This is a genomic window from Mesorhizobium sp. M0815 (assembly GCF_040319995.1).
Taxonomy (GTDB): Bacteria; Pseudomonadota; Alphaproteobacteria; order Rhizobiales; family Rhizobiaceae; genus Mesorhizobium.
This window is the reverse complement of record NZ_JAMYOU010000003.1, coordinates 129,060-154,279: the sequence shown is the minus strand read 5'-3', so window position 1 is coordinate 154,279 and position 25,220 is coordinate 129,060. Positions and strand designations below refer to the sequence as shown.

The 25,220-nt window shown below is 62.0% G+C and carries 23 protein-coding genes and 1 tRNA gene; 15 read left to right on the top strand and 9 right to left on the bottom strand.

Annotated features, from left to right (window positions below; all coding sequences use genetic code 11):
- Positions 1 to 60: 60 nt before the first annotated feature.
- Positions 61 to 843: a hypothetical protein gene (locus NKI01_RS05805; protein WP_023717223.1), complete on the top strand. Its 783-nt coding sequence runs from the start codon at positions 61 to 63 to the stop codon at positions 841 to 843.
- A gap of 60 nt (positions 844 to 903) precedes the next feature.
- Here the strand turns inward: NKI01_RS05805 and NKI01_RS05800 are convergent, their stop codons facing one another.
- From NKI01_RS05800 to NKI01_RS05790, 3 genes are read right to left on the bottom strand one after another with little or no spacing between them, the layout of a single operon-like run.
- Complete coding sequence (locus NKI01_RS05800) at positions 904 to 1,680, bottom strand: N-formylglutamate amidohydrolase (RefSeq protein ID WP_352962198.1); 777 nt, start codon at positions 1,678 to 1,680, stop codon at positions 904 to 906.
- Positions 1,680 to 2,999: a type I glutamate--ammonia ligase gene (locus tag NKI01_RS05795; protein ID WP_352962196.1), complete on the bottom strand. Its 1,320-nt coding sequence runs from the start codon at positions 2,997 to 2,999 to the stop codon at positions 1,680 to 1,682. The genes NKI01_RS05800 and NKI01_RS05795 overlap by 1 nt, the downstream gene beginning before the upstream one ends.
- A complete protein-coding gene (locus tag NKI01_RS05790; protein ID WP_352962194.1) occupies positions 2,996 to 3,643 on the bottom strand; it encodes a cysteine hydrolase family protein in 648 nt (215 codons plus the stop codon). Before NKI01_RS05790 ends, NKI01_RS05795 begins: the two co-directional genes overlap by 4 nt.
- A 152-nt stretch (positions 3,644 to 3,795) precedes the next feature.
- Here NKI01_RS05790 and NKI01_RS05785 point away from each other — a divergent pair, with 152 nt between their 5' ends.
- The 5 genes from NKI01_RS05785 to NKI01_RS05765 all read left to right on the top strand — a co-directional run bounded on the left by NKI01_RS05785 (position 3,796) and on the right by NKI01_RS05765 (position 7,608).
- Positions 3,796 to 4,518: a LuxR family transcriptional regulator gene (locus NKI01_RS05785; RefSeq protein WP_352962192.1), complete on the top strand. Its 723-nt coding sequence runs from the start codon at positions 3,796 to 3,798 to the stop codon at positions 4,516 to 4,518.
- Between the two features lie 83 nt (positions 4,519 to 4,601).
- Positions 4,602 to 5,258 carry an acyl-homoserine-lactone synthase gene (locus NKI01_RS05780; protein ID WP_352962190.1) on the top strand — a complete coding sequence of 219 codons (657 nt, stop codon included), beginning with the start codon at positions 4,602 to 4,604 and terminating at the stop codon, positions 5,256 to 5,258.
- A 198-nt stretch (positions 5,259 to 5,456) separates the two neighbouring features.
- Entirely contained in the window at positions 5,457 to 5,924 is a 468-nt protein-coding gene (locus tag NKI01_RS05775; protein WP_352962188.1) for a GNAT family N-acetyltransferase, read from the top strand.
- 39 nt (positions 5,925 to 5,963) lie between these two features.
- Positions 5,964 to 6,590: a cupin domain-containing protein gene (locus NKI01_RS05770; protein ID WP_352962185.1), complete on the top strand. Its 627-nt coding sequence runs from the start codon at positions 5,964 to 5,966 to the stop codon at positions 6,588 to 6,590.
- 586 nt (positions 6,591 to 7,176) lie between these two features.
- Positions 7,177 to 7,608: a YybH family protein gene (locus NKI01_RS05765; protein ID WP_352962182.1), complete on the top strand. Its 432-nt coding sequence runs from the start codon at positions 7,177 to 7,179 to the stop codon at positions 7,606 to 7,608.
- Between the two features lie 266 nt (positions 7,609 to 7,874).
- On the opposite strand, the gene NKI01_RS05760 is transcribed toward NKI01_RS05765, so the two are convergent.
- Both NKI01_RS05760 and NKI01_RS05755 read right to left on the bottom strand, forming a co-directional pair.
- Positions 7,875 to 7,948, bottom strand: a tRNA-Gln gene (locus NKI01_RS05760).
- 348 nt (positions 7,949 to 8,296) lie between these two features.
- Complete coding sequence (locus NKI01_RS05755) at positions 8,297 to 9,229, bottom strand: lysylphosphatidylglycerol synthase domain-containing protein (protein WP_352481248.1); 933 nt, start codon at positions 9,227 to 9,229, stop codon at positions 8,297 to 8,299.
- Positions 9,230 to 9,557: 328 nt separating this feature from the next.
- On the opposite strand from NKI01_RS05755, the gene NKI01_RS05750 reads away from it, so the two are divergent.
- The gene (locus NKI01_RS05750) at positions 9,558 to 10,979 is read left to right on the top strand and encodes a Ppx/GppA phosphatase family protein (protein ID WP_352481247.1); all 1,422 of its coding nucleotides are present in this window, start codon (positions 9,558 to 9,560) and stop codon (positions 10,977 to 10,979) included.
- On the top strand, positions 10,976 to 11,686 hold the full coding sequence (locus NKI01_RS05745; protein ID WP_254817516.1) for an RlmE family RNA methyltransferase: 711 nt from the start codon (positions 10,976 to 10,978) through the stop codon (positions 11,684 to 11,686). The genes NKI01_RS05750 and NKI01_RS05745 overlap by 4 nt, the downstream gene beginning before the upstream one ends.
- Positions 11,687 to 11,899: 213 nt before the next feature.
- Here the strand turns inward: NKI01_RS05745 and NKI01_RS05740 are convergent, their stop codons facing one another.
- Complete coding sequence (locus NKI01_RS05740; protein WP_352481246.1) at positions 11,900 to 13,321, bottom strand: MFS transporter; 1,422 nt, start codon at positions 13,319 to 13,321, stop codon at positions 11,900 to 11,902.
- Positions 13,322 to 13,617: 296 nt separating this feature from the next.
- Between NKI01_RS05740 and guaB the strand changes: the two genes are divergently transcribed.
- The 3 genes from guaB to NKI01_RS05725 are packed head-to-tail and all read left to right on the top strand — an operon-like array spanning position 13,618 to position 16,139.
- On the top strand, positions 13,618 to 15,120 hold the full coding sequence (gene guaB, locus NKI01_RS05735; RefSeq protein ID WP_352458563.1) for an IMP dehydrogenase: 1,503 nt from the start codon (positions 13,618 to 13,620) through the stop codon (positions 15,118 to 15,120).
- A 31-nt stretch (positions 15,121 to 15,151) separates the two neighbouring features.
- The gene (locus tag NKI01_RS05730) at positions 15,152 to 15,691 is read left to right on the top strand and encodes a hypothetical protein (RefSeq protein WP_031193481.1); all 540 of its coding nucleotides are present in this window, start codon (positions 15,152 to 15,154) and stop codon (positions 15,689 to 15,691) included.
- A gap of 28 nt (positions 15,692 to 15,719) precedes the next feature.
- A complete protein-coding gene (locus NKI01_RS05725) occupies positions 15,720 to 16,139 on the top strand; it encodes an MAPEG family protein (RefSeq protein WP_023717240.1) in 420 nt (139 codons plus the stop codon).
- 12 nt (positions 16,140 to 16,151) lie between these two features.
- Here NKI01_RS05725 and rnd read toward each other — a convergent pair whose 3' ends face one another.
- Both rnd and NKI01_RS05715 read right to left on the bottom strand, forming a co-directional pair.
- Positions 16,152 to 17,303, bottom strand: coding sequence for a ribonuclease D (gene rnd / locus NKI01_RS05720; RefSeq protein ID WP_023717241.1), 1,152 nt, complete (start codon positions 17,301 to 17,303; stop codon positions 16,152 to 16,154).
- A gap of 57 nt (positions 17,304 to 17,360) precedes the next feature.
- Positions 17,361 to 18,623 (bottom strand): MFS transporter, encoded by a 1,263-nt coding sequence (locus NKI01_RS05715; RefSeq protein WP_023717242.1) that lies wholly within the window; start codon positions 18,621 to 18,623, stop codon positions 17,361 to 17,363.
- 257 nt (positions 18,624 to 18,880) lie between these two features.
- Here NKI01_RS05715 and NKI01_RS05710 point away from each other — a divergent pair, with 257 nt between their 5' ends.
- The 4 genes from NKI01_RS05710 to aspS all read left to right on the top strand — a co-directional run bounded on the left by NKI01_RS05710 (position 18,881) and on the right by aspS (position 23,937).
- A complete protein-coding gene (locus tag NKI01_RS05710; RefSeq protein WP_352495294.1) occupies positions 18,881 to 20,149 on the top strand; it encodes an ABC transporter substrate-binding protein in 1,269 nt (422 codons plus the stop codon).
- A 68-nt stretch (positions 20,150 to 20,217) separates the two neighbouring features.
- Complete coding sequence (locus NKI01_RS05705; RefSeq protein ID WP_352962358.1) at positions 20,218 to 21,090, top strand: carbohydrate ABC transporter permease; 873 nt, start codon at positions 20,218 to 20,220, stop codon at positions 21,088 to 21,090.
- A 19-nt stretch (positions 21,091 to 21,109) separates the two neighbouring features.
- Positions 21,110 to 21,934, top strand: coding sequence for a carbohydrate ABC transporter permease (locus NKI01_RS05700; RefSeq protein ID WP_352587941.1), 825 nt, complete (start codon positions 21,110 to 21,112; stop codon positions 21,932 to 21,934).
- Positions 21,935 to 22,146: 212 nt separating this feature from the next.
- Entirely contained in the window at positions 22,147 to 23,937 is a 1,791-nt protein-coding gene (gene aspS, locus NKI01_RS05695) for an aspartate--tRNA ligase (protein ID WP_352495347.1), read from the top strand.
- Positions 23,938 to 24,012: 75 nt separating this feature from the next.
- On the opposite strand, the gene NKI01_RS05690 is transcribed toward aspS, so the two are convergent.
- Positions 24,013 to 25,206, bottom strand: a complete 1,194-nt coding sequence (locus NKI01_RS05690; RefSeq protein ID WP_352587811.1) for an aq_1923 C-terminal domain — start codon at positions 25,204 to 25,206, stop codon at positions 24,013 to 24,015.
- Positions 25,207 to 25,220 lie beyond the last annotated feature (14 nt).

Below are 25,220 nucleotides of genomic sequence, written 5' to 3'. Positions count from 1 at the left end.
TCTTGGCAGAATTGCTATTAGGGCGCCGTGATACTGTTACGGCGAAACACGGGGGGAATCATGGCTTCAACGACACTGGAACGGCCTGAGAAATTCGAGATCGGCAGAGTGTTCAACAACAGCTTCGCCGTGATCGGCCGCAACATCGGCTTATGCCTTGGGCTCGCGCTGCTGTTTTCAGGCTTGCCGGCGATTATTCTTCGGCTGTGGAGCCAACCGCAACTAGATGCGGTTCTGCAGGGCGACCCCGGCGCCGCGGCCGATCCCTCGATGATGTTTCAGAATTCATGGATTACGGTTATTGCGGGATTGCTATCCTTCGTTTTCGCGCTGCTGCTCCAGTCGGCGCTGGTGCGGGCAACGATCGAGGACTTGAACGGCAAGCGGCCGACCTTTGGCGACTGCATTCAGATAGCCATCCGCAATTTGCTGCCGACCCTTGGTATTGGCCTGCTCGTCGGCCTGGGTGCGGGCCTGGCGTCGATAGCTTTGCTGGTTCCCGGCATCATCTTGTGGCTCGGATGGTGCGTGGCGGTGCCGGTTCTGATCCAGGAGCGGCTTGGCGTGTTCGGTTCGATGTCGCGCAGCCGTGTCCTGACCAAGGGCAACCGCTGGCCGCTATTTGGCCTCTTCCTGATCCTGATGGTCATCGCGATGGTCATCCAGTGGGTGATGCTGGCAGTCATCGTCATGTTTGGCGGGATCATTGCCGATGTGGCGGCAGCCTTGGTGTCGACCGTGCTGTCGATGGTGCTGTCGGTCGCCACGGCGGTCAGCTATGTCGAGCTGCGGCAGGTCAAGGAAGGCACCAGCGTCGAAGAACTGTCGCAAATCTTCTCCTGAGGACGGTGGAGGCTTTTCACCGGCTGGCATCTTGCGTTGCGGTCGAGCAGCCGAGCTCGGTCACAACGCCTTTGTCTGTGCCGGCAACGCTGCTGCCAGGCGGTGCGCCCATTCCTCGATGCCGGAGCGGCCCGCCAGCAGGTCCTGCCTGATCTCGACGAGGACGGCTGGAATGCCGCGATCGTCGCCATGGACCGGTATGGCGTAGTCGCCCTCGCGGCTGATCACGTAAGGCTCGTTTGCCGCGACGTTGAGCCCGATGCCGGCGCCCAGGCCGGCAAGCATTGCCTGGCCGAAATCGATTGCCCGGTCGTAAAGCACGCCGGCATGCCAGGGCCTGCCAACACCGAGGTAGACCGGCGTGAAGGAGTGGATCGTCGCGATCCGTGTCGCTCTGCCCTGCTTCGCCCGCTCGTCGAGATGGGCAGCGACGCGGTCATGAAACGGCGCGAACATGATCTCGGCACGCCGGCTTCGCTCCTCCGGATCGAGGCCGACATTGCCGGGGATGTCAATGTCTTCCGACAGCACCGGAATACTGCCGCTGGAACCAAGCGGCCGGTTGAGATCGATCAAAAGCCGCGAATAGGAGCTGAGGAAAGCCGGAGCATCGAGCAGCTTCGACAGAGCGCGGGTGAGTTCGGCGGCGCCGATATCCCAGGCGATATGGCGCTGCAAATGGCTGCTGTCGAGACCGAGCCGCGCATACTCGGCCGGAATATGATTGGACGCGTGCTCGCATATCAGGACGATATCGGAACGCCCCGTTTCGTTTATCGCTTCGACCGCGGGTGGCCAACCCTGAGGCTGGATGGCGTTGGCAAGCGGCTCAGCCATCAATAGAGCGTCCGGTAGAGATCGCAGACCGCCACTGGATCGAGACCGGCGAGGCGCTCGGTCTCATGCCGCTTGAGGCCGACAAAGGTCTCGACGAACACCGGCGCGAACCATCCGGTGACCGTCTTGTCGGCAACGAGCGCGTCGAGTGCCGCCGGCAGCGTTTCCGGCAGCCGTACGAGGCCAAGCTTCTTGCGTTCGGCGGCGCTCATCTGCGTCGGGTCGCCGGTGACCAGCGGCGGCGCCGGCAGCTTGGCCTTCAGCCCTTCCAGCCCGGCGCGCACGATCGCCGCCAGCGACAAATAGGGATTGCCGGTGGCGTCGGCTGCCCGGTATTCGATGTTGTACTGCAGCGCCGGATCGCGCCCGCCGATGGTCACCGTCGGGCAGATGCGTAAGGACGCCTCGCGGTCGCGATCGGCAAGCCAAGTGTAGGACGAACTCCAGCTATGCGGCTTCAGCCGGTAGTAGGACGACACACTCGCCGCCGTCATGGCGGTGATCGCGGGCAGGTGGCGCAGCACGCCGGCGCAGAACGAAGCGGTCCGGCTGGAAAGACCGCCCGGCTGGGCCGGATCGTAGGTCGCCGGCTTGCCGGCCTCGTCGACGAAACTGAAATGGATGTGGACGCCGTTGCCGACGGCATCCGGCGCGATCTTGGGCGCGAAGCTCGCCCGCCAGCCGGCACATCGCGCGACTTCGCGCGTGATCTCACGGATGGCGACCGCGCGATCGGCCGCGGCGAGCGCATCGGCTGGCTCGCATGTCACCTCGAATTGGTCGGTGCCGAATTCGGCGATCACCACTTCGGGCGCGACGCCGGCTTCCGCTAGCGCCGCCATCAGATTGGCGGCAAACGGATCGGCGCGGCGCAATGCGGCCAACGACATCGAATGAGCCGGCCCAAAGTCGCCCTCGATATGGAATTCATGCTCGAACGCGGCGATGACGGAAAGCCCGGTCGCCGCCTTCAACTCCGCCAGCGCATCGCTCAGCATGGTCCGCGTACAGCCGACCCACGGGCTGCCGTCCAGTTCGACGATGTTGCCGGCGACCATATCGAACGGCGTCGCCGATCCGGTCAGCGCCGTGCGAAACCGCGCGTTGAGATCGGGAATGAGCCGCACATCGCCGGACGAGCCCCAGGGATTGGGGTCAACGATGGAATTGAAGGGCGTCAGCGACAGATTGGCCTGCAGCCAGCCGACGCCGGTCGCGGCGATCTTCTGCAGCTTGCTTTCGACGACGGAGCGGCCGCGCGTGATCGCCGAAAGGTCGGTGGTGACGACGGCAACGAGCGGTTCGACGGTCGATGTCATGTAGCTTTTCCCAAGGCTTCGAAACGGGCAGTAATGATGGCGGTGTCGGCGATCCAGCAATAGCCGCCGAACGCCTCGAGCGCGCCATCATGGCGCTCCTGCGAGGCGGCGGCGCAAGCGTCCGATACGCAGGTGACGAGGTAGCCGCGATCGGCGGCATCGCGCACCGCCATGTCGACGCACTGGTCGGTCATAATGCCGGCGACGATCAGGTAACGCACGCCGAGGTTTTTCAGGACATAGTCGATGTTGGTTGAGTTGAAGACGCCCGACGATGTCTTCGGCAGCATGATCTCGTCGCCGACCGGCGCCAGCGACGGCACCGGCAGGCCCTCCGGCCGGCTCGGCGCGATATGGATCGGCGTCAGCTTGTGGTCGAGCGAGCGGTCGCGGCCGTCTTGGGTCAGGCTCTGGATGATGGTGTGGATCACCTCGACGCCGTTGGCCCGCGCCGCCGCCAGCAGGCGCTCCTGGTTGGGGATCGTTTGCGACGCCGTCTGCCGGTAGAAATAGTGATCGGGGCCGCGCTCCGGATGGGGCGGATCGGCGCCGGGCTCCAGCCAGACGCGCTGCATGTCGACTAGCAGCAGCGCGGTTTCGCCGGCCCGGAACGGCTCGTTTCGTTTCGGCAATGCTTGCGTCATGCTTTCTGGTCCTGCTTCGCTGGTCACAATCCGGCTGATTTAGCTGATTTTGGTCCACACGTCCTGCATGGTGGACACACTTATTGGGAGTATTCGAAGTTGCTAATTTGAGTTAAACTTTGTTTTCGAGCGTGGAGACGAGGGTCTCTGTGATGATCGATTCAGACGTGTTCGACTTTGTCGAACGCTGCAGGAAACACACAGCTACCGGGCCGCTGCTGAGCGACCTTCTTGATACCGTAAGGAATCTCGGCTTCGAGCACCTTATCCTGAGCGGTGTGCCGCTCGGTGGCCAGAAGCTTGCACCGATGGTCGAACTGAATGGCTGGCCGGCCGGCTGGTTCGAGCGCTATGTCGAGGCCGAGCATGCGGCGGTTGATGGTGTTTGCATCTACTCGGCAAAGACTTTGAAGCCGTTCCTGTGGTCCGACGTCCCGGCAAAGTGGTCGGATACGGAGGGCTCGCGACGCGTCGCCGGCGAGGCGACGGAGTTCGGCATCTGTAGCGGCTTCGCCGTACCGATGCTCAGCGTTCATCACTGGCAATCCGTGCTGTCATTTGCGTCTTCCGCGAAGTCCTGCACCCTGTCGCCGCGCCATCAGGTGCAACTGGTGACGATGGCGGTCTACGCGGGCATGTCGATCCAGGCCTTGGCGAATGACGATGATGACCATGAGGGCGTGCTGACCGACCGCGAAAAAGAAGTGCTCTTGTGGGCCGCGGCCGGCAAGACCTCATCGGAAACCTCGCAGATCCTTGGCCTGACCGAGCGCACGGTCAAATGGCACTCGACACGGGCTCGCGAGGCTTTTGGCGTCGCAACGACCACGCAAGCGGTCGTCGAGGCGGTGCGCCGGCGTCTGATCCATCCCTAAACGCGTCAACTGTCCCATCGGACAGGTGACGTATATTAGCGCGACTGCGAGTATCCCTGCGAGAACGATCGGGGGATCGCGCCATGATAACGGCCCACGTAGTCAATGCGCATAACAAGCATCTCTATGAAAACGAATTCGACGAGTTTCTGCGCCGCCGGCACGATTTCTTCGTGCACCAGAAACGTTGGCGCCCTCCGAGCCCGGACGGTCGCGAGCTGGACCAATTCGATACAGACGCGGCGACTTACCTGCTCGGTATCGAAGACGATCGCGTAGTGACTTCGGCTCGATTGATCCCAACGAGCGAGCCGCATATGGTCTCGGAGGTTTTTTCTCACATGTGCGAAAAATCGGGTGTGCCCAGGCGACCCGATTGGGCCGAATGGACGCGCACATTCGTCGTTCCCGACAAACGCACTGCTGGACTGAGGGGCACACTGACGCAGCTGTGCTGCGCGGTGATGGAATACGCTCTCGACGAGGGCCTTAGCGCCGTCGGCGGCATCCAGGAAACCTACTTCATGCCGCACCACGGCGCCCTCAAATGGCGGGCCGAGCCGATGGGCATGGCAAGGGAAGAAAACGGCGAGTGGTACATCGTCGCGTATATCGAGGTGAATGAGGCGGCGCTGGCGAGTGTGCGGAAGATACTGGGGATTGAGCAGAGTTTGCTGGTTCGGCGGGGGGCGCAATTGCCCTTCTCTGCGCCTCTTCAGGAAAAGCCGCTAGCTAGTTAGGCGGAGGTATAGTCTTAGGAAAAGGCACAAATACCATGTCAAAAGGAACGTATTAGGTTAATTGCTACTATTTTTCGCCGGACACCGCGCGTGTTGATACGGGCGCCCCAGCATAGTGATCCGCGTTTATTATGATTCGTGAATTGAACTCAGTGAGAAAGAGTGGTTAGATACTCTAGTACAAACAGGAGAACCGACATGTTACTCACTGTTCGCCCCGCCAAAAACCAGGAGTCCGCCTTCGCTTGGCCAATATACAACAGATATATTGGCGAAAATATCTTCGGGTTGAGCGGATCTAAATTAGATAAATCAGACTGGTTACTGCAAGAGGAGACGAAATTTAAAGATTACTGGAGCGCCGCAGACGCCTACATTATTGAAGTCGATGGCTCGCCGGTAGGGTGGATTTCTACGTCGAAAGCCAACAACACTCTGACTATACAAAATGTATTCGTCGATGACGGGTGGCAAGACAAGGGCATCGGCGAAAAGTTGTTCTCGGAGATGATCCCAACTTGGAAGGCAGAAAGACGGGTTGTGGAAGTTCCCATCCTTATAACCGGCACTCTTAGCGAAGAGATCCAGCGCGGTCTCGAACGGCTTGGCTTCGAGGAGAGTGGTAGCGACGGCCTTGTCAGGATGATGAGGGTGAATTTCTCGTAGAATCTTAAATCGTTCGGCACTGTGAGGAGGAGATGTACTATGCAGATCGACAGCCCAGAACGTCGCTTTGACTTGTGCGATGTAGAGGTGGAGACCCTTAGGCGCGCTGCCGCGGAACGGGACCTTGATTTCGATCCGGGTCGCCGTAGCTACACAGCGGCCGAGCTAAGCGCATACGGTTTGGTCCGCGAATCCTATAATTCGCAAGAACTTCGAGGGATGGGAATTACCAGCAAGAAGGTTGTCACCAGTTTTGATCCTGAAACTGCCCGTGCTCGGGATACTCTCTTGGTGGATGCTCCATTCGCGAACAAAATCCGCAAATGGCAGATTCCGGTGGATATATGTGAGTGGCGAACGATGATAACGGAATTTCCACCAGACTCGTTCGTTGAACCTCATGTTCATCCCGCCAACTCGGAAGAGGACCCGGGAGGAAGCCTCCGCACCATCCTGAAAGGATCTATATCCTATGCCGGACGTGTATTCGGACCAGGCGATTGGTTTTTTATCCCAAACGGTGTTCCGTATTCGTTTCGGTCTGACTTAGATCGCGACACGATTGTCCTCTACAGCTACGCATTTTTCGCTCCGGCGCAGGGCAACCGCTTCTCCTATCCGATGGAGATTGAGCACTACAGAGTCGGGACCGCAGCAGTCGCCTAGAGGGACCAGAGCCGGCGCGGGTATCTCCTCGCCGGCTTTGTCGTTGCTTGATTGCAGATCGGTTAGCCTTGGCATCGAGGTAGCCGTCGCGTCACTTGGATGACGGGGCGAGACTCGTGGGCCGACCTGATGCCCCGGGGCGCCCACGGACGTCTTTTTAACACGCGCCTAATCCTTGGTGGATAGATTTCACAGCGGGCGATTACGGTGACGGTGCACTATTTTCTTTTCGCCGCCTGCCTCGTTTCCCGGGTTTCACGGCCTTGCCGATTTTCCCGGCGATGCTCCCTCGGCCCACGGGTGCATCGAAAACCGCGACATCGGCGACGCGGCAATACTCGATGAGCAGTTCTTGTGGAACCATAGTCTTCGGACGTGAAAACACTTTGGCTCGCCCGTACGACGCCCGCGATGCGGCAGGCCGGGAACGCCGGCAAGGTGCACCATGCGGCGGGAGCCACATGGTAAAAGTGCACTCACCGTAATTCTGATCTATACTCCGGACACCAGCCCGAACGCCTGTGGCAAGGCGAAGGGCGGATGAAGCGCTTGATAGAGTTCTCTTTTTAGTCATGGCGATGTCAAGATGTTAGCCTCCGACCTGACGAAATTTATGGAGCAGGATCATCTGGCTCTGGATGCCTTCGTAAAGGGCGATCCTGAGCCCTTGAAAAATCTCTACTCGCGACAGGACGACGTCATTATTGCCAATCCCTTTGGCCCGCCGGCGAAGGGATGGAGAAAGGCCGCTGAGACTATGGAACGGGCCGCCACCAATTACCGGCACGGCAAGGCCATCGGCTTTGAGCGCATCTCGGAGTATGCGACAGCCGACTTGGGATACATCATCGAGGTCGAGCGGTTCCAATCCAAGGTCGGCGGTGGCAACAAACTGGTGCCGATTGCGCTTCGAGTCACCACCATATTCCGGCGCGAGGAAGGCGCGTGGAGGATCGTCCTTCGTCATGCCGATCCGATAACCTCGGCACGCCCGCCGACGTCCATTGTCGGGGAGTAGAAGGGTTGCCGGAGAGGTTTTAGGAATTACGCTGACAGTGCACTAATTTCTTTTCGCCGCCTGCCTTGTTCCCGGGTTCTCACGGCTTTGCCGATTTGCCCGATCTCGGTCCCAAGGGGTGCATCAAAATCGTAACATCGGCGACGCGGCAATACTGGAGAGGGCGACACGGGAAAAAGTGCACTGTCACCGTAATTCGACCACCGTAATTCGACGGAAGTTATTCCTGGAGGAGCGGGTTCGGCAGCTAAGTAATTGAAATTGCTTGGCTGGGGAACCTGGATTCGAACCAGGACTAACGGAGTCAGAGTCCGTGGGTCTACCGTTAACCTATTCCCCAGCAGGCGCTTGTCGCGCAGGGTGGGCCGCCAGGCAGCCGCGCGGCCCTTGTAGCCGCCGCCGGAAAATAGTCAACCCTGCCGTAGGCATTTCAATCGGCACACGATTGCTGCTGGTTTTTAATTCGCCTCCCATCCGTACACATTTCGGGGCGAGACAGTGAAATCATTGGATCGCTGCGCGCTTCGGCTACTGTAACGGCATGGATCCTAGGGTCTCCGCGACGTAGACCCTAGGATCCATGCCGTGACCTTCGAGCTTCGCAGCGTTGAACAGCAGGGCCGCGCCTGGCCTTGCGACCCTCTGCCCATTCTTCACGCGCAGTCTGAAGCGCTTGCCCCCTGATGTCTCAACTCTCGCTGCGGCTGTATTGCGAGTGCTCGAAGAACAGCACCACGCCGAGTGCGATCAGCAGCGGGATGATCAGATAGAACAGCCGGAACACCAGCAGCGCCGCCAGCACGCCGACCTGGTCCATATGTGACAAGCCCGCGAGGAACACCACCTCGAAGACGCCCAGCCCGCCCGGCGCATGCGAAATCTGCGCGATCGAGAACGACACCAAGAAGACGCCGAGCACGATGAAATAGCCGGGATTGCCGGTGGCGGGCAGGGCGAAGAAGATGATCGCCGCCGCCGCCAGCAGCTCGATCGGGCCGACCAGCAATTGCCGCGCCACGATCGGCAACGCCGGGTAATGCAGCTGAAAGCTGCCGATCCTGAGTGGTCTCAGATGCAGCCAGCTGCCGAAGACATAGGCCGCCACCACGAGCAGCATGGCGAACCCACCTGCTTGCGCCAGTCGGTGATGCGGTATGCCGGAAAACCGGTCGATCACCTCGGGCTCGAGCAGCAGGACGATGCTTGAGACGAACAGCGTCGACAGCACGAAGGTGATCCAGCAGATCGCCACCAGAATGCCGACGTCCTGCCCGGTCAGGCCCCTGGTGCCGTAGGCGCGGTAGCGGATCACCGCACCGGAAAACACCGAGCCGCCGATATTGTGCGACAGCGCGTAGGTGGTGAACGAGCAGAAGGTGACGAACAGCCACGAGACTTTCTTGCCGATGTGCAGCAGCGCGATGTGGTCGTAGCCGGCGAGCGAGGCATATGCGATGACCGAGCTCAGCGCCGCGAGCACCCAGCCGCGCGCCGGGATGGCGACTATGCCGTCCCAGACGTCGTCGAGCGAGATGCCGCGCAATTCGTGCAGCAGCAGCCACAGCGAGAACACCACCGCGGCGATGCCGATGACGGGCCAAAAATAGCGCCTCCAGTTCATGGCATGACGATCATGCGTTGCAGCCCGTACCGTTTTCCGGTTCGCAGCAGGCAAACCGCCCGCGTTGCCGAATGATTTACCCTCCATTTCAGAAATGCCTCATTGAAGCCGGCTATTCAACCGGGAAGGCGCGTTGTGGCGCTCGCGCCTTCTCTTCTCCAAAGGGGACAAGGGATCACCGACGTCGCCGGCTTTCATGCCGCCGGCAAAATTCGCCGTGAGCACTCTTGGTGATCCGGCCCGGCGCTGATAGTCTGGCGGCAACTTGAACATGTAAAAGCGCCTGCTGCGTCCGATCTCGGTTCGCGCGGCGCCGGAAGGAACGACAGTGGAAGACCACGACGCCGGCGCTGGCGCGCCGGAAGTGGGCGTGTCCAGGGGGTCGCCGACGCCGTCCGGCCAGGCAAGCCCATCCACCGGACGCTACGGCCGTCAGGTGCAGCCCCGGTCCGGCAATGGACAGGCTGGCGACACGTCCCACGATTACAAGGGTCAGAACGGCCCGCATCAGAACGGCAAGCCCAAGAAGCGGCGCAAGCGCCGGCGCGGGCGCAAGGTTTTCGCACGCGACGAGGCTCGTCCCGTGGCTGCCGGCACTTCGCTGCCCGCCGCCGGCGAGGCCCCGGCCGCTCGCCCGCCCCAGCCAGCGGCTTCGATCGCGCCCCAGTCCTCGATCGCGCAATCGGCTTCGATCGCGCAATTGCCTCCAGCCTCGCCAAGGCCGGGGCAAGGTGCCCGCACACCGCCGCCGCTGCAGGAATTACCGGTGTTTGCCGCGCTCGATCTCGGCACCAACAATTGCCGCCTGCTGGTCGCGGTGCCGACGCGCCATGGCCAGTTCCGCGTCATCGATGCCTTCTCGCGCATCGTCAGGCTGGGCGAGGGCCTTACCGCCAATGGCCGGCTCGGCGACGCCGCAATGGACCGCGCGGTCGAGGCGCTGAAGATCTGCGGTGACAAATTGCGCAACCGCAAGGTCAGGAAGGCCAGGCTGATCGCCACCGAGGCCTGCCGAACCGCCGCCAACGGCGTCGAGTTCCTCGAGCGCGTCGAGCGCGAGGCGGGCTTGAAGCTCGAGATCATCGACCGCCAGACCGAAGCGCGGCTGGCGGTGTCGGGCTGCGGTTCGCTGGTCGAGCGCGACACGCAAGGCGTCGTGCTGTTCGACATCGGCGGCGGCTCGTCCGAAATCGCGCTGATCGACCTCACCGGTCAGCGCTCGCCAAGGCTTGCCAACCATATCGTCTCGTGGACGTCGCTGCCGGTCGGCGTCGTCTCGCTGGCCGAGCGTTTTGGCGGCCGCACGGTCACGCGCGAGATCTTTGGCGCCATGGTCGAGGATGTCGCAATGCGGCTGCGCGCCTTCGACGGGCGCGACCGGCTGAGCCACCTCCTGTCCAGCCCGAAATTCCATTTGCTCGGCACTTCGGGCACTGTGACGACGCTTGCCGGCGTCCATCTCGATCTCGAACGCTATGACCGCCGCCGCGTCGACGGGCTGTGGATGGATCGCGACAGCGTCGACCGCATGGTCGAAAAGCTGGTCGGCTGGGATTTCCAGCAGCGCGTCGCCAACCCTTGCATCGGCGCCGACCGCGCCGACCTGGTTCTGGCCGGCTGCGCCATACTGGAGGCGATCCGTGCCGTCTGGCCGTCGGAGCGGCTGCGTGTCGCCGACCGTGGCCTGCGCGAGGGCATATTGAGCGAATTGATGGCCGATGACGGCGTCTGGCGGCGAGGCCGGCAATGACCAAGAAACCGGAAAGACCGAGCTCCGCCGGAATTCGCGTGCTGAAGACGAAGATCAAGAAGAAAAGCGGCTTGAAGGAATCGTCGCGCCGCTGGTTGCAGCGCCATATCAACGATCCCTATGTCCAGCGTTCGAAGGCCGACGGCTATCGTTCGCGCGCCGCCTACAAGCTGATCGAGATCGACGACAAGCACCATCTGCTCAAGCCAGGCATGAAGGTGATAGACCTTGGTGCGGCACCCGGGGGCTGGTGCCAGGTCGCTGCCGCACGTACGAAATCTACCGCGGAACACCCGAACGTCGTCGGCATCGACTATCTCGAGATGGACGCCGTGCCGGGCGCGCCGGTGCTGCTGATGGATTTCCTCGATCCGCAGGCACCCGAAAAGCTGGCCGAGACGCTGGGCGGCCAGCCCGACATCGTGCTCTCCGACATGGCCGCACCGACCACCGGCCACAAACGGACCGACCACATCCGCACCATGCATCTTTGCGAGGTGGCGGCCGATTTCGCGCTGTCGGTATTGAAGCCTGGCGGACATTTCCTCGCCAAGACGTTTCAGGGCGGCGCCGAAAACGAACTGCTGGCCAGGCTGAAACGGAATTTCCGCTCGGTCCACCACGTCAAGCCCCCGGCCTCGCGCGATGAGTCGGTGGAGCTTTATTTGTTGGCGAAGGATTTTAAGGGCGGAAACGGCACAGCGTAAAAGTCGCTCTGTAGCGATCCTTCGCACCCCCCCTCTGTCCTGCCGGACATCTCCCCCTCAAGGGGGGAGATTGGATGTCATCGCGACCTTCGCAAACCTTCGATCGTGAAGAGTGAGTGCAGTGCCGAAGCTGCCAATCTCCCTCCTTGAGGGGGAGATGGCCGGCAGGCCAGAGGGGGGTGCTGTCCCGCCGGCGCTGGAGGGCGCCACTCCTCAACTCCCCGGCGGGCTCACCGGCTCCAGCGTCTTCGGCGGCGTTAACCTGCCATGTCCCGACACGGCATTGCCGGCGTCCGGCGCTAGCCGCGTGAACGACAGCGAGGCTGCCGCCGACACCGCCGCTACGATGAAGAAGGCGGTGTGGAAGTCGCTCAGCGTCAGCGGGCCGCCATGGATATTGGTCGACACTTCCAGGATGCCGCCGGCCAGCGCCACGCCGAGTGCGATCGCCAACTGCTGGAACACCGCCGTGATCGGCGTGGCCTTGCTGGTGTCGGCGGCCGAAATCTCGGCGTAGGCAAGCGCATTGATGCCGGTGAAGAACATCGAACGGATGAAGCCCCCGGCGAGCAGCATGGCGAGGATCAGCCCATAGGGCGTGTCGGGTGTGAACAGGCCGTTGATGGCAATGGACGCGGCAGCGACGAGCGAGCCTGAAATCAGCACACGGCGGAAGCCGGCGATCCTGAAGATCAGCGCGGTGACGAATTTCATGCCTATGGCGCCGATTGCCGAGACGAAGGTGATCATGCCGGACTGGAACGGCGTCAGCCCGAAACCGATCTGGAACATCAGCGGCAAAAGAAAAGGTACGGCACCAATGCCGATGCGGAACAGTCCGCCGCCGAGCACCGATGAGCGGAACACCCGATTGCGAAACAGCTCGAGCGCCAGCAGCGGATTCTTGGCGTGGCGCGCGTGCAGCAGATAAAGCACCGCCGATGCCAGCCCGACGGCAACGGTGATAAAGCCGGCAGCCGGCGGCAGGGCCGGCAGGCTGACCACCGACAGGCCGAACACAATGCCCGATGCCGCCAGCCCGCTCAGCACGAAACCAATGAAATCGAGCGGGGGCGTCTGCGCAGCGTCGGTCTTCGGCAGGAAACGCGTGGCCAGCCAGATCCCGATCAGCCCGATAGGTACATTGATCAGAAAAATCCAGTGCCAGGTGAAATAGGTTGTGATGAAGCCGCCGACCGGTGGACCGACCAGGGGGCCGACCAGAGCCGGGACGGTCAGCCACGACATGGCGGCGACGAGTTCGCTTTTCGGCGTGGCGCGTACCAGCACCAGGCGTCCGACCGGCGTCATCATGGCGCCGCCAATGCCTTGCAGGAAGCGTGAGACCACGAAAGCCGGCAACGAATTGGACATGGCGCAGGCGACCGAACCGATGATGAACACGGCGATCGCGGCGCGGAAGACATTCTTGGCGCCGAAGCGGTCGGCCATCCAGCCGCTGATCGGAATGAAGATCGCCAGGGATACCAGATAGGCGGTCAGCGCCAGCTTGAGCGCGATCGGGCTGGTGTGGATGTCGATGGCGATCGCCGGCAACGATGTCGCAATGACGGTCGAATCCATGTTTTCCATGAATAGAGCGACCGCCAGAATAAGCGGAATGGTGCGGTTCACGATGGATCCGGCCTTGAAATGTGCGTCGCTATTGCTTGCCGGCCTTGGGGCCAAACCGACACGTAGGGCGGTTATCACGCCTTGGCCCGGATGTCGCATTAATTTGCTGTCACGTTTGTGCGACCGCAAGTCGTGCGCAGCACCTGGGGCAAAATGCATCGTCGCCACTATACAACCATCGGCTTTTCAACGGCGACGGGACGTGTTACGAGCCAGCGCCAATCCTGAAAGGGAAGAAGACGAGTCGGCGCTGTCCATCCAGGGCGAGCGCCTTTCCTGCATTCCGAGGGCTGGCCATGGCAAAAATCATCGAGACGTCCACCGGCGCATTGGCGCTGACCTTTGACGACGTGCTGCTGCAGCCCGGTCATTCCGAGGTCATGCCTGGCGAGACCGACATCCGCACCCGCATCGCCGGCGACATCGACCTCAACGTGCCGATCCTATCGGCCGCCATGGACACGGTCACCGAGGCGCGGCTTGCCATCGCCATGGCCCAGGCCGGCGGCATCGGCGTCATCCACCGCAATTTCTCGCCGGCCGAACAGGCCGAGCAGGTGCGGCAGGTAAAGAAATTCGAATCCGGCATGGTGGTCAACCCCGTCACCATCGGTCCCGAGGCGACGCTGGCCGATGCGCTGGGTCTGATGCGCACCTACAGCATTTCGGGCATTCCGGTGGTCGAGAACGGCGGCACCGGCGGCCACACCGTCGGCCGGCTCGTCGGCATCCTGACCAACCGCGACGTCCGCTTCGCCTCCGACCCGGCGCAGAAGGTCTATGAGCTGATGACCCGCGAGAACCTGATCACCGTCAAGGAGAACGTCGATCAGGACGAGGCCAAGCGGCTGCTCCATCAGCACCGCATCGAGAAGCTGGTTGTGGTCGATCGGGACGGCAATTGCGTCGGGCTGATCACGGTCAAGGACATCGAGAAGTCGCAGCTCAACCCGCACGCCACCAAGGATGCGCAGGGACGCTTGCGCGCCGCCGCCGCCACCAGCGTCGGCGATGACGGTTTCGAGCGGGCCGAGCGCCTCATCGACGCCGGCGTCGACCTTCTGGTGATCGACACCGCGCACGGTCATTCGCAGCGCGTCCTGGATGCGGTGACGCGGGCCAAGAAGCTTTCCAACTCGGTTCGCATCCTGGCCGGCAACGTCGCCACAGCGGAAGGCACGCTGGCGCTGATCGATGCTGGCGCCGACGCGGTCAAGGTCGGCATCGGGCCGGGCTCCATCTGCACCACCCGCATCGTCGCCGGCGTCGGCGTGCCGCAGCTCTCGGCAATCATGTCGGCGGTCGAGACGGCGCAAAAATCGGGTGTCTCGGTCATTGCAGATGGCGGCATCAAATATTCGGGCGATCTGGCCAAGGCGCTGGCCGCCGGCGCCAGCGCGGCGATGATCGGTTCGTTGCTGGCCGGCACCGACGAGAGCCCGGGCGAGGTCTATCTGCACCAGGGCCGCTCCTTCAAAGCCTATCGCGGCATGGGCTCGGTCGGCGCGATGGCGCGCGGCTCCGCCGATCGCTACTTCCAGGCCGAGGTGCGCGACACGCTGAAACTGGTCCCGGAAGGCATCGAAGGGCAGGTGCCGTACAAAGGACCTGTGTCTGGCGTGCTGCACCAGCTTGCGGGCGGCCTGAAAGCCGCTATGGGTTATGTCGGTGGCCGCGACCTTGCCGATTTCCGCGAGCGCGCCACTTTTGTGCGGATATCCAATGCCGGACTTCGTGAAAGCCACGCCCATGACGTCACGATTACCCGCGAAAGCCCGAATTATCCTGGCGGAGCCTGATCGCCATGCGCATTGGCGCAATCTGGCGGCGATGATCCTGCGGCTGTCGCGCCACGCCGCCGCACTCTGTTTCGCCACCGTGGCGATTTTCATCATCATGACGGCGATGGAGTTCCTCTATTTTCGCCAATTGAGCGGCGGCCTGCCGTCGCTCGACATGCGCTATGCCGGTTTCACCCCGGATGAGGGCATGGCCTGGCTGACGGCGCTCGGCCGGCGTGGCAGCGAGATCATTCTCGTCTGGCATTACCTGACCTTCGACCTGCTGTTTCCGGCGCTGCTGTCGCTGACGATGGTCAGCCTGATCCTGGCAACGGGCCGGCGGCTGAAGAATTTCCATTCGCTGCCTGCGCAAACCCAGTCGATATTCGCAGCTGTGCTGGTGCTGCCCTACACGCTCGCCGACTATGCCCAGAACATCGCCGTGGCTCGTCTTTTGTCCGATTTCCTGTCTGCCAATCCGGATTCGCTATCCTTTGCCTCGGCGCTGATCGTCACCAAATTCGCGCTTCTGGCGGTGCCGGTGACCGTCATTGCGGCTTTCACTCTGATGGCTCAGAAACGGCCTTGAAGGCTGGGTGACAACGACAGAGGGCGTCTTGAACCAGACCGCGATCTTCTGGCCGATGCTGGCGCAGGTGCTGCTGGTCTATATCGTCTATGTCGTAATGGGCCGGCGCCGCTATGGTGCGGTCAGGTCGGGCGAAGCCAAGACCGGCCAGTTCAAGACGCGCTCGACGGAGCCTGGTTCCAGCATCACCGTCGCCAACAATCTGAGCAATCAGTTCGAACTGCCGGTGCTTTTCTATGTCTTATGCTTGACGCTGCACGTGACCAATGGCGTCAATTATCTGACCTTGGCGCTGATGTGGATCTTTGTCGTCTCCCGCTATCTTCACGCATCGGTCCACTTGACCAGCAATCGGCTAATCCTGCGCAGCAGGGCATTCTACGTAGGCGCGGTAGTTCTCGCACTTGGCTGGATATGGCTGGCGCTGCATCTGCTCGGCTTGGTCTGAGCAAGCTCAAGCCTACAAATCGAACACCGCGATCTTGCGCTTGTCGAACCTGATCGCGAGTTCACCGCGCACCAGCCTGAGCGCGGCCTCGCCAAAGACGGCGCGCCGCCAGCCTTGCAATGCCGGCACATCGGCGTCCTCGCCCTCTGCAGCGATGCGATCGATGTCGTCACTGGAGGCGAGTACCTTCGATGCGACACCTTCCTTTTCGGCAACGATCCGCAGCAGCACCTTCAGCAACTCCGCCGCGGCGCTCGACCCCTCCGGCGGCTGGAAGCTCTTCGGCAGCTTCGGCATCTCTTCCCTGGGCAGCGCCAGGGCAGCGTTGACTGCGCCAAGCAGTGCCGTCGCCGTCGACGAGCGCTCCCAGCCCTTCGGCGTGGTACGCAGCTTGCTCAGCGCCGCCGTATCGCGCGGCGCCTGCTGCGCTACTTCGTAGATCGCATCGTCCTTGAGCACCCGGCCGCGGGGCACGTCGCGCTCGCGCGCTTCGCGTTCGCGCCAGGCGGCCACCGCCTGCACGATCGCCAGTTCCTGTGGCTTGCGCAGCCGCATCTTGAGCCGCTTCCAGGCATCCTCGGGATGCGGATCGTAGGTCTCGCGCGAGGTCAGCACGTCCATCTCCTCGTTCAGCCAGTGGGCGCGGTTTTCCCGCACCAGCTCGGCGCTGAGGTGCTTGTAGACCTCGATCAGATGGGTGACGTCGGCGAGCGCGTAGTCGAGCTGCTTTTCGGACAGTGGACGATGGCGCCAGTCGGTGAAACGCGACGACTTGTCGAGCCGCGCGCCGGTGATGCGCTGCACCAACTGGTCGTAGGAGACGCTGTCGCCGAAGCCGCAGACCATCGCCGCGACCTGGGTGTCGAACACCGGATGCGGCACCAGATCGCCGAGATGCACAATGATTTCAATGTCCTGCCGCGCCGCATGGAAGACTTTGACGATCGCCTCGTTGGCCATCAGCCTGAAGAACGGTTTCAGGTCGATGTCGGGCGACAGCGGATCGATCAGCGCCGTCACCCCGGGCGCTGCCATCTGGATCAGGCACAGGATCGGCCAGAAGGTCGTTTCGCGAATGAATTCGGTATCGACGGTGACGAATTCCGCCTTTTCGAAAGCGGCAATAACGGTCTCGAGTTCGTTCTGGGTGGTGATGACGTGCATCAAATCGCTTTTGGCAAGGGATAGGGTCTCTTTCAATTTCAGCCGCGCGCGCTTTCGTCAAGCGCAAGCACCTTTATCGGGCTTTGCGGGTTCATCGGGATCGGCATTCCGCTTCGCCAACCGGGCAAAAACCGTCGATGTGCGCAACAGCGCCGTAAAACGGCTGCGATGGCTCGCCGGCACAGCAGAGCGCGCCCGCATCCGGAAAAGGATGACCGCCACGAAGATCGCATAGACGGTGGCGCTGAACACGAACAGCGCGCTCGGCCCGAAATATTGCATCACCGTCGAGGCTGCGAAGGGGCCGCCAATGGCGCCGAAGGAATAAAACAGCATCAAGGCTGCGTTGATCAGCACAAACTCGCCCTTGTCGGCGCGGTCGTTGGAATGCGCCGCCGACAACGAATAGAGCGGCATGGCAAAGCAGCCGAAGATAAAGACGAGCAGGAAGTTGAGGAAAGGGCTGCCGCCTGCCACGAACGCCAGCGCCAGTGCCGCCACCATCGCACAGCACGTCGTCATCAGCAGCACCGAGCGCCGGTCCCAGCGGTCGGAGAGATAGCCAAGCGGATATTGGATGATGGCGCCGCCGAAAATGCCGACGCTGACGAAGGTGACGACGTCGGCGACCGACATGCCGATCTGCTCGGCATAGACCGGCGACAGGGTGCGGAAGGCGCTGTTGGTCACGCCGACGGCGATGCAGCCGAAGCAGCCAAGCGGCGAGATGCGCCAGACGCGTGCCAAATCGAGTTTGACGTCTTCCGGCGGCGTCGGGTTGGAGCGGTCGCCGAGCGAAACCGGCACCAGCGACACGGTGATCATCATCGACATGATGGCGAAGATGGCAAAGCCGCCAGCGCCGAAGATCGGGATCAGGAATTGGGCGCCCGTCACCGAACCGATGTCGACCATGCGGTAAATGGCAAGCACCCGCGCCCGGTCGGTGTTGGTGACGCCGGAATTCAGCCAGGCTTCCATGATGGTGAACAGGCCGGCAAAGCAGAACCCGCCGGCAAAGCGCACGGCGCACCACATCACCGGATCGATGACCAGCACCAGCAGCAGCGTTCCCGCCGAGGCGATCGCCGCCAGCGCGGAAAAGGCGCGCACATGGCCGACGGACTTCATGATGCGGGTGACGGCAAGGCAGCCGAGCAAAAAGCCGGCGAAATAGAACGTGCCCATCAGGCCGATAGAGGAAGCGGGAAAACCCTCCTGCGCACCACGCAGCGCAATCAAAGTGCTCTGCAGGCCGTTGCCGCCGAGCAGGATGCCGGCGGCGATCAGGAGCGGGATCAGCGGGCGGATGGAGGACATGAAGGAAAGCCTGTCGTTGATCCTTCTTGAACCATCGCCTTCGCCAATGCCAGCGGCAATTCCCGGAGGCGTTGGGGCCAGCCGGGGGCTGCCGCTTCGCGCCGGACGTTCCGTGTTGGGAACTCAAGGCGTATCTTTGTAGTTCAGTGCTGGTGGGCGAATGCGCGTCTTGTGAGCTGCGGGTGTGCTGAGGACGGTGTCGGGCATCGACGTCCGTTTCTGCTGCTGCCTGAAGCTCCAAAGGGAGATCCGACATCATGAAGTTTCGTTCCGCATTCGCTGGATTTGCCGTGGCCGCAGTTCTGGCGGCCGGGCCGGCGCGGGCTGTCGACCTCGCCATGGTGTCGGGCGATACCGGCAACGGCCAGAGAATCCTTCGCGAGATCCTCGATCAATACGAGAAGAAGACCGGCAACAAGGTTAGCGTGGTTCCGGTGCCGCCCTCGGGGACCGACCAGTTTAGTCAATACAGGCTGTGGCTTGCCGCTGGAAACAGCGACGTTGACGTCTATCAGACGGACGTCATTTGGGCCCCCCAGCTTGCAAAGCAGCTCGTCGACCTGACCGCGGCGACCAAGGATGTCGTCGGCGCTCATTTCCCATCGATCATCAAATCGCAGACCGTCGACGGCAAGCTCGTCGCCTTGCCGATATTCACCGACGCTCCGGCGCTCTACTACCGCAAGGATCTCCTCGACAAATACGGCGCCAAGGTCCCGACCAGCTGGGCCGAGCTTGCCGATACTGCCAAGCTTGTCATGGACAAGGAACGCGAGGGCGGCAACAAGGACATGTGGGGCTTCGTTTTCCAGGGCAACGCCTATGAGGGACTGACCTGCGATGCACTCGAATGGGTGAAGTCGAACGGCGGTGGTCAGATCATCGAGCCGGACGGCACGATCTCCATCAATAATCCGCAAGCAGCCGCGGCGCTGGAAATGGCGAGGAGCTGGGTGGGAACCATCTCGCCTCCCGGCATTCTGGCCTATCAGGAAGAAGAGTCGCGCGGTGTCTGGCAGACCGGCAACGCCGTCTTCATGCGCAACTGGCCCTACGCCTATGCGCTTGGCAACAGCGAAAGCTCCCCCATCAAAGGCAAGTTCGAAGTGACGACGCTGCCGTCCGGGTCGGGTGAGGGCGCCCGCCCGGCAGCAACGCTTGGCGGCTGGAATCTTGCGGTTTCCAAATATTCGAAGAACCCGGCCGCAGCCGTCGAGCTGGTCAAATGGATCGCTTCGCCTCAGATGCAGAAGTACCGCGCCTTGAAGGGGGCATATCTGCCGACCATTCAGGCGCTCTATGACGATGCCGACATCGCCAGCGCCCAGCCGGTTATCCCGCGCTGGAAGGAAGTTGTCCTCAACGCGGTGCCGCGTCCCTCGGCCCAGGCCAAGACCAGGTACAATGAGGCATCGAGCGAGTTCTGGACCGCCGTCCACAACACCATGTCCGGCGAGGGCACGGCCGCCGACAACCTTGCCGATCTGGAGTTCTCCTTGACCAGGCTCAAGGGCACCGCCTGGTGACCTCGCCGCGCTCAGGCTCGCTGCTGGCGCGTCAGCGTGTGCGCTCGGCATGGCTGCTGCTTGCCCCGATGCTCATCGTGCTCGCCGCCGTTGCCGGCTGGCCGTTGATGCGCACGATCTATTTCGGCTTCACCGATGCCTCGCTCGCCGACCTCGAAGCCCGTCGCTGGGTTGGCTTCGCCAATTATTTCTCCATCCTGCAAATGCCGAGCGGCCGCGTCATCTATGACGGGCTGCTCGCCGATCCGGTCTGGTGGCGCGCCGTCTGGAATACGGTGCGCTTCGCGGTGATTTCGGTAACCTGCGAGACGGTGCTCGGCATGATCGTCGCGCTGGTGCTCAACACCAAGTTTCGCGGCCGCGGCATCGTGCGCGCCGCGATACTAATCCCTTGGGCCATTCCGACGATCGTCTCGGCGAAAATGTGGCAGTGGATGCTCAACGACCAGTTCGGCATCATCAACGACGTCCTTCTCAAGCTCAGCCTGATCGGCACCAAGATCGCCTGGACGGCTAGCGCCGACACGGCCATGGTCGCCATCCTCATTGTCGACATCTGGAAGGCGACCCCGTTCATGGCGCTTCTCATTCTCGCCGGCCTCCAGATGCTTCCACAAGAAATCTACGAGGTCGCCAAGCTCGACGGCGTCGGCGCGTGGAAAGTTTTCTGGAAGATCACCTTGCCGCTCATCCGGCCGGCGTTGATGGTGGCCATGATCTTCCGCGGTCTCGATGCGCTGCGCATCTTCGACCTGATCTACGTGCTCACGCCAAACAATATCCACACCAAGTCGATGTCGGTGTTTGCCCGCGAGAGCCTGTTTGAGTTCGACAAGTTTGCCTACGGCTCCGCCGCCTCGACGCTGCTCTTCCTCATCCTCGCTTTGCTGACCATGCTCGTTCTGTGGCTCGGCCGGATAAGACTGGACAAGGACTATTGATCATGTGGGGCTGCTGACCATGTGGATCGTCAAGCGCACGGCTTTCTACCTCCTCGTCGCCGTTATCGTCGTCGTCGCGGTATTCCCGTTTTACTACGCCATCGTCACCAGCCTGAAATCCGGGACGGCGCTCTTCCAGATCGACTATTGGCCGAAGACGATCACCTTCAGCAATTACAAGACCGTTTTCACCGAAGGGACCTTCCTGCGCAACCTCGTGAACTCGCTGTTCATCTCGAGCGCCGTTGTCGTCATTTCGCTGTTCCTCGGCGTCACCGCCGCCTATGCCCTGGCGCGCATCCGCTTCCGCGGCCGCTCGGCTCTGCTCCTCATTATCCTGTCCGTCTCGATGTTCCCGCAATTGACGGTGCTTGCCGGTCTGTTCGAGCTGATCCGGGCCTTCGGCCTCTACAATTCGCCGTTCGCGCTGATCTTGTCCTATATGATCTTCACCTTGCCGTTCACCGTCTGGGTGCTCACCGCCTTCGTTCGCGACCTGCCGATCGAGCTGGAGGAAGCGGCGATCCTCGACGGCGCCACGCCCTGGATCATCATCAGCCGCGTTTTCCTGCCGCTGATGTGGCCGGCGCTGGCGACCACCGGGCTTCTCGCCTTCATCGGTGCGTGGAACGAATTTCTGTTCGCGCTTACGTTTACCTCCAACAACGAGCAGCGAACCGTGCCGGTCGCCATTGCGCTGCTCTCCGGCAGCTCGCAGTTCGAGATCCCGTGGGGCAACATCATGGCCGCATCGGTGATCGTCACCGTGCCGCTCGTCATCCTCGTCCTGATCTTCCAGCGCAAGATCATCTCCGGCCTCACCGCAGGCGGGGTCAAGGGATGAGGTGCATAATTGAACTGCTGGACAGAGCAGCGAACTCGGATTAACGCCTCTGGCATAAATTGATGCCGGTGGGACAGGGGCGGGAAGAACGCGAACTCGTCCCGGGCGCCGCTTGCCTTGACAAATGCACACTCTCATGTGCTTTTCGCGCAAATTTTCAGGCCGGGCCATCGTGCTTTGGCCGCAACCAACATCCGGACCTAGCAATGACAATGCATCGTTACCGCAGCCATACCTGTGCCCAGTTGAGAAAGAGCGACGTCGGCTCCGCCGTTCGCCTGTCGGGCTGGGTGCATCGCGTGCGCGACCATGGCGGCCTGCTGTTCATCGATTTGCGCGACCATTACGGCCTGACCCAGATCGTCGCCGATCCGGATTCGCCCGCCTTCAAGATTGCCGAGACCCTGCGCGGCGAATGGGTCGTCCGCGTCGACGGCGAGGTCAAGGCGCGCCTCGCCGACACCGTGAACCCTAATTTGCCGACCGGCGAGATCGAGATTTTCGCGCGCGAGATCGAGGTTCTGTCGGCGGCCAGGGAATTGCCGCTGCCGGTCTTCGGCGAGCCGGATTATCCGGAGGACATCCGCCTCAAATACCGCTTTCTCGATCTGCGGCGCGACACGCTGCACAAGAACATCGTCGCGCGGACGAAAATCATCGCCGAGATGCGCAAGCTGATGGGCGAGGTCGGCTTCACCGAATTCTCGACGCCGATCCTGACCGCCTCGTCGCCGGAAGGGGCGCGCGACTTTCTGGTGCCGTCGCGCATTCACCCCGGCACTTTCTACGCGCTGCCGCAGGCCCCCCAGCAGTACAAGCAGCTGATCATGGTGTCCGGCTTCGACCGCTATTTCCAGATTGCGCCGTGCTTTCGCGACGAGGACCCGCGCGCCGACCGTCTGCCGGGTGAATTCTACCAGCTCGACGTTGAGATGAGCTTCGTCGAGCAGGAGGACGTGTTCACCACCATGGAGCCGGTGATGCGGGGCGTGTTCGAGACCTTTGCCGCCGGAAAGCCGGTGACGCAGAAGTTTCCGCGCATCGCCTATGATGTCGCCATGCGCAAATACGGCACCGACAAGCCGGACCTGCGCAACCCGATCGAGATGCAAGCCGTCTCCGATCATTTTCGCGATTCCGGCTTCAAGGTATTTGCCAACATCCTTGCCAACGATCCGAAGGCCGAGGTCTGGGCCATTCCGGCCAAGACCGGCGGTTCGCGCGCCTTCTGCGACCGCATGAACTCATGGGCGCAAGGCGAGGGCCAGCCCGGGCTGGGCTACATCTTCTGGCGCAAGGAGGGCGAGAAGCTCGAAGGCGCCGGGCCGCTGGCCAAGAACATCGGCGAGGAGCGCACGGAGGCGATCCGCCAACAACTCGGCCTTGCCGATGGCGATGCCGCTTTCTTCGTCGCCGGCGACCCGAAGAAATTCGTCTCCTTCGCGGGTGCGGCGCGCACCCGCGCCGGCGAGGAGCTCAACCTTGTCGACCGTGATCGCTTCGAATTGTGCTGGATCGTCGACTTCCCGTTCTTCGAATGGAACGAGGAGGAGAAGAAGATCGACTTCGCGCACAATCCGTTCTCGATGCCGCAAGGTGGCATCGATGCGCTTAACGGCGAGGATCTGCTCGGCATCAAGGCGTTCCAGTACGACATGGTCTGCAACGGTTTCGAGATCGCCTCAGGCGGCATTCGCAACCATCTGCCGGAAACCATGGTCAAGGCGTTCGAAACGGTCGGGCTGGACCGCGCAACCGTCGAGGAACGCTTCGGCGGCCTTTACCGTGCCTTCCAGTATGGCGCGCCGCCGCATGGCGGCATGGCGGCCGGCATCGACCGTGTCGTCATGCTTCTGGTCGGTGCCAGGAACCTGCGCGAAGTGACCATGTTCCCGATGAACCAGCAGGCCTACGACCTGTTGATGAACGCACCGTCGGAAGCCAGCCCGCAGCAGCTTCGCGAATTGTCGCTGCGCGTCGTGGCGACGAAGAAAGAGGTTTAGGAAACGCTCCGAACAAGTCCTGTGGATTCATAAAAAAGCCCGGCATCGCTGCCGGGCTTTTGCTTGGAAGCTCGGTCAGTCTTCGTTCGCCGTAACCGTCACGCCGAGCGTCTTCGGCAGGTCGAGCGGGTTGGACATGGCGCCCGCCATGATCAGCGCGAACGGCACCGCTGCCGGCGGCTCGGCCGAGACCTCGATGCTTTGCGGATCGTCGAGGAACTTGTTGACCGCGGCCGAAACCTGCGCCGTCAGTTCCGGATTGTTGAGCTGCGCCATGCCGAAGGGCACGATCGCCTTGGCCTGGTTGGCGATGTCCTTGCCGGACATGCCTTGCTGCTTGCCGGCATAATCGAGCACCTTCTTGGTCAGCGAATCGTCGTCGAAGCGGATCGAGGCGCTGTTGAACGATAGCTGCTGCAGCAGCCCGAGCATGGCCATGCCTTGCGCCGAATTGTCGGCGCCTTCGGGCTGCGCTGCCATCTTCTTCTGCATGTCCTGCATCGATTTGATGACATCCAGCGTGTAGCCGCCGAGATTGAAGGTCATGCCGAGCGTGCCGGCATTGTCGACCGAAATTTCGTATTTCGACAAATCCATCTTGCCGTCGGTAGGCTGCCAGGTGCCTTCCATCTCAAGATTGCCCGATATGTTCTGGTAGCCGAGCGCGTTGATGACTTCCTTGGACTTCGGATCTTCGACCAGCGTCAGGTCGGCAGTGAACTTTTCCGTGGTGCCGGAGAACGCCATGGCCTTGCCGTCGGCCGGCGGCGTGATTGCGATGGCAAGCCCGTCCATCGAGAAGGCAGTCTTGTCGGCGACCTTGACGGTCATGTTGTCGAGCTCGGCCGATTTGTAGATCATCAGCGAGCCCAGCGGGCCGCTTGCGCCTTCGGCCGGAACCGTCATGTCGTGGATGACGAAGGGGCTGAGATTGAGCGTGACGCCATCTTCGCTGTGTTCGAACGGCGAAGTCGATACGGTCGCGATTTGATAGCCGCCATTGGCTTCGGTCACGCCTTCGAGCTTGACGTCGCCGATCTTGAGCGCCTCCTTTTCGGCCGCCGGTTTGACCGCTACGCCTTGCAGAACCATGCTGGAGGTGTCGCCGGTTACTCCGGTCCAGGAGAGGTCGACGCCCTGGGCGGCGAGGGCAGCCTTCAGCCGGTCGGCAACCGCGGTATCCTGCGCGAACGCCGCATTCAGCGGCAGCGTCAGCAAAAAGGTCGAAAAAGCCAGTCTTTTAATAAGTGTCGAGTGTCTGATCGTCATCGAGAGCTCCCCTG